Source organism: Halorhodospira neutriphila (assembly GCF_016584055.1).
Lineage (GTDB): Bacteria > Pseudomonadota > Gammaproteobacteria > Nitrococcales > Halorhodospiraceae > Halorhodospira > Halorhodospira neutriphila.
The window spans coordinates 1-4058 of the sequence record NZ_NRSH01000168.1; the positions used below are offsets into that span (position 1 = coordinate 1).

Sequence of the window (4058 nt, forward strand, 5' to 3'; positions counted from 1 at the left end):
GCCTGCCTAGAGGACCCCCTCCAGGGGCTGGACCGCCACCGTCTCGCCCGGCGCCACCTCGCCCCGCTCCGCCTCGAGGACGACGAGGCAGTTCGCCCGGGCCATGGAGGTGAGCACCCCGGAGCTCTGCGTCCCCGTGGGGCGCACCTCCGGGCGGCCGTCGGCGCCGGGGCCGACGACGCCGCGCTGGTACTCGGTCCGCCCCGGCCGCTTGGCCAGCGGCTCGGCGGCCCGCGCCTCGAGCAGCGGCGGCAGGCCGTCGCCGCTCGCCCCCATCATCCGCCGCAGCGCCGGCTGGACGAGCTGGTAGTAGGTCGCCGCCGTGGAGACGGGGTTGCCCGGCAGGCCGAAGAAGGCCGCGCCGCCGATGCGCCCGAAGGCCAGCGGCCGGCCCGGGCGCAGCGCCACGCGCCAGAAGTCGATCTGCCCCTCGCGCTCGAGGACCGGCTTGACGTGGTCGGCGTCGCCGACGGAGACGCCGCCGGAGCTGATCAGCGCATCGCAGTCGCCGGCCGCCTCGCGCAGCGCCGCCGCGAGCGCCTCGGGCTCGTCGGGGATGCGGCCCAGGTCGCGGGCCTCGACGCCGAGGCGGGCCAGCGCCGCGTGGAGGGTGTAGCGGTTGCTGTCGTAGATCTGCCCCGGCCCCAGGGGCTCGCCGGCGCCGCGCAGCTCGTCGCCGGTGGCGAGGAAGGCTACCCGCAGCCGGCGGCGCACCGGCACCTCGACCCGCCCCAGGGAGCCGATCACCCCGAGCTCCGCCGGCCCGAGGCGCGTGCCGGCCTCAAGCACCGTGGCGCCGGCGGCGATATCGCCCCCGGCGGGGCGGACGTTGGCCCCCGGGGCCTCGCCGGCCGGGATGCGCACCGCCTCGCCGTCGACGGCCACGCGCTCCTGCATCACCACGGTATCCGCCCCCGGCGGCAGCGGCGCGCCGGTCATGATGCGGGCGCACTCGCCGGCGCCGAGGGCCCGTCCCGGCGCCTCGCCGGCCTCCACCGTCGCCACGCGGCGCAGGCGCGCCTCGCCCGCGGCGGCGAGGTCGGCCCCGCGCACGGCGTAGCCGTCCATGGCGGCGTTGTCGTGGCCGGGCACGTCGAGATCGGCGATCAGCGGCTCGGCCAGCACCCGCCCGAGGGCGGCGCCCACCGCCACCCGGTCGGTGCCGGCCACCGGCGCCACGGCCTCGCGCAGCCGCTGCCGGGCCGCTGCCACCGGCAGGTCGCTCGCTCCCTTGCCGTCCGTCATAGCACCTCCTGTTGACGTCTCCTGCCCGAGCCGCCGGCTAGCCGCCGGGCGGCTCGCTGAGCTGCTCCACCACCTCCAGGGCCCGTCCCAGGTGCCGCACCCGGGCGACGTGGAAGAGGGCGTCGCCCTCGTGGATCAGGGGCAGGTTGGTGCGGCCGATGACGATGCCGTCGAAGTCCGCCGCCACCTCGGTCTCGCCCTCGCCGAAGGGGTCGGCGATGTGGCCGAGCTGCTCGCCGGCGCAGACGCGGTGGCCGAGCTGGACGGTGGTGCGCAGGATGCCGCTGCTCTCGGCGCGCACCCAGCGCGTCGTCTCCACCTGCACCGGCCGGCGCGGCGGCTTGCGCTTGACCCGCGGGAGCATGCCGAGCTCGCGCATGGCGCCGACGATCCCGCGCACGCCGAGCCGGATGCTGTCCTCGTCGAAGCGCAGCGCCTCGCCGGCCTCGTAGAGCAGCACCGGGATGCCGCGCTCGTCGGCGGCGTGGCGCAGCGAGCCGTCGCGCAGGTCGGCGTTGATGATCACCGGGGCGGCGAAGGCGCGCGCCAGGCGCAGGGCCTCGGGGTCGTCGAGGTTGGCGCGGATCTGCGGCAGGTTCGTGCGGTGGGCGGCGCCGGTGTGCAGGTCGATGGCGTAGGAGGCGCGCTCCAGGACCTGGCGGACGAAGAGGTTGGCCAGCCGCGCGGCCAGCGAGCCGGTGGGGCTGCCCGGGAAGCTGCGGTTGAGGTCGCGCCGGTCGGGCAGGTAGCGGGTCTGGGCGAGGACGCCGAAGACGTTGACGATGGGCACCGCCAGCAGGGTGCCGCGCAGCCGGCGCAGCTGCGGCAGGGCTAGCACCCGGCGGATGATCTCGATGCCGTTGATCTCGTCGCCGTGGACCGCCGCGCTCAGGCACAGCACCGGCCCGTCGCGGCGGCCGTGGGCGACGTGCACCGGCATGCCCACCGGCGTGTGGGTGTAGAGCTGCGCCACGTCGAGCTGCACGGTGCGCCGCTCGCCGGGCTGGACCGTCTCGCCATCGATGGAGATCGGCGCCCGCCGGCGCGCCATCAGCCCCGCCGCCCCCGGGTCCCGGTCTTGCCCGGCTTGCGGTGGCGCTCGATGAACTCGATGATCCGCCCCGCCACGTCCTTGCCGCTCGCCCGCTCGATCCCCTCGAGCCCGGGCGAGGAGTTGACCTCCATGACCACCGGGCCGCTGTTCGAGCGCAGGATGTCCACCCCGCAGACGTTGAGGCCGAGGACCTTGGCCGCCTTGGTCGCCGTCGCCCGCTCCGCCGGGGTGATGCGCACCAGCTCGGCGCTGCCGCCGCGGTGGAGGTTGGAGCGGAACTCCCCCTCGCGGCCCTGGCGCTTCATGGCGGCGACCACCTTGCCGCCGATGATCAGGCAGCGGACATCGGCCCCGCCGGCCTCCTCGACGAACTCCTGGACCAGGAAGTGCGCCTTGAGCCCGCGCAGGGCCTGGATCACGCTCGAGGAGGCCTTGCGCGTCTCGGCGAGGACCACGCCGATCCCCTGGGTGCCCTCGAGGAGCTTGATGACCACCGGCGCGCCGCCGACGAGCTGGAGCAGGTCGTCGGTGTCGTCCGGCGAGTGGGCGAAGCCGGTGGCGGGCATCCCCACCCCCTCGCGGGAGAGCAGCTGCATGGAGCGCAGCTTATCCCGCGAGCGGCTGATCCCCTGGGACTCGTTGAGCGGATAGGTGCCGAGCATCTCGAACTGGCGCAGCACCGCCGTTCCGTAGAAGGTGATCGACGCCCCGATGCGCGGGATGACGGCGTCGAAGCCCTCGAGCCGCTGCCCCTTGTAGTGGATCTCGGGGTTGCTCGTGGCGATGCTCATGTAGCAGCGCAGCGGGTCGATGACGCGGACCTGGTGCTCGCGCTGGGTGGCCGCCTCCACCAGCCGGCGCGTCGAGTAGAGCCGCGGGTTGCGCGAGAGCACGGCGAGCTTCATGAGTACTCCGTTTGCCGGCCCCGCCCCGGGGCGGCGCCGCGGTGCCGGCCCATGCGGTAGGAGGCCTGGGGGTCGACGATAAAGCGCCCGGCCAGCGCGGTGCGGCCGAGGAGCATGCGGAAGCGCATGGTATCCCGCGCGGTCAGGGTCAGCTCCGCCCGCCAGGCGTGGTCGCCGAGCCGGAGGAGGGTCTCGATGACCCAGCGCTGCTCGCGGTGGCCGCCGGAGTCGGTCACCGCCCGGCGATCGGCCACCGGCGCCTCACACCAGAGTCTAGTGCGCGTGCTGCGCTGGCGCGGATGGAGGCCGAAGCGCACCCAGCGCCGGCCGTCCCGCTCGAATGGTATCACCGAGAAGGCGTGGAGCGCCGAGGTCTTCGCCCCGGTGTCGACCTTGGCCTTGAGCCGCTCGATGCCGAGCTCCGGCAGGGCCACCCACTCCCGCCAGCCGATTATGGGGCACTCCGCCACTCCCTACCCTCCCTCGCCGCCGAGCGCCAGCGCGGCGAGCTCGGCGGGCGTGTTGACGTTGGCCAGCTGGGCGGCGACGTCCTCGAGGTCCGCCTCCGCCAAGGCTAGCCGGTCCAGCCAGTCGCCGAGGCACCGGCCCCCCGAGGCCAGGTAGGCGGCCAGCTCCGGGCACAGGCGCCGCGCCACCAGGGCGACGGCCGGCTGGCGGCGCCCCCCGGCCCGGGCTACCGCCGCCTCGGCCCCTTGCGCCCGGCACGCCCGCTGCAGGCGCTGGCGCGCCTGCAGCGGCAGGTACGGCACATCGCAGGGCGCGGCCAGCACCCACGGCGTCTGCGCCCGCGCCAGCGCCGTCGCCAGGCCGGCCAGCGGGCCAGCGTAGCCGGG

General features: G+C 75.7%; 5 protein-coding genes. All 5 read right to left on the minus strand.

Annotated elements, in window-relative coordinates:
• Positions 1 to 6 precede the first annotated feature (6 nt).
• The gene (gene moeA / locus CKO13_RS11095) at positions 7 to 1245 is read right to left on the minus strand and encodes a molybdopterin molybdotransferase MoeA (RefSeq protein ID WP_200260957.1); all 1239 of its coding nucleotides are present in this window, start codon (positions 1243 to 1245) and stop codon (positions 7 to 9) included.
• 37 nt (positions 1246 to 1282) lie between these two features.
• Complete coding sequence (locus CKO13_RS11100) at positions 1283 to 2296, minus strand: succinylglutamate desuccinylase/aspartoacylase family protein (RefSeq protein WP_200260960.1); 1014 nt, start codon at positions 2294 to 2296, stop codon at positions 1283 to 1285.
• Positions 2296 to 3204 carry a 30S ribosomal protein S6--L-glutamate ligase gene (rimK, locus tag CKO13_RS11105; RefSeq protein ID WP_200260963.1) on the minus strand — a complete coding sequence of 303 codons (909 nt, stop codon included), beginning with the start codon at positions 3202 to 3204 and terminating at the stop codon, positions 2296 to 2298. Before rimK ends, CKO13_RS11100 begins: the two co-directional genes overlap by 1 nt.
• On the minus strand, positions 3201 to 3674 hold the full coding sequence (locus tag CKO13_RS11110; RefSeq protein WP_200260966.1) for a putative ATP-dependent zinc protease: 474 nt from the start codon (positions 3672 to 3674) through the stop codon (positions 3201 to 3203). The genes rimK and CKO13_RS11110 overlap by 4 nt, the downstream gene beginning before the upstream one ends.
• Positions 3675 to 3677: 3 nt before the next feature.
• Positions 3678 to 4058: NTP transferase domain-containing protein (locus tag CKO13_RS11115; RefSeq protein ID WP_200260969.1), on the minus strand; the 381-nt coding region annotated here is incomplete at its 5' end.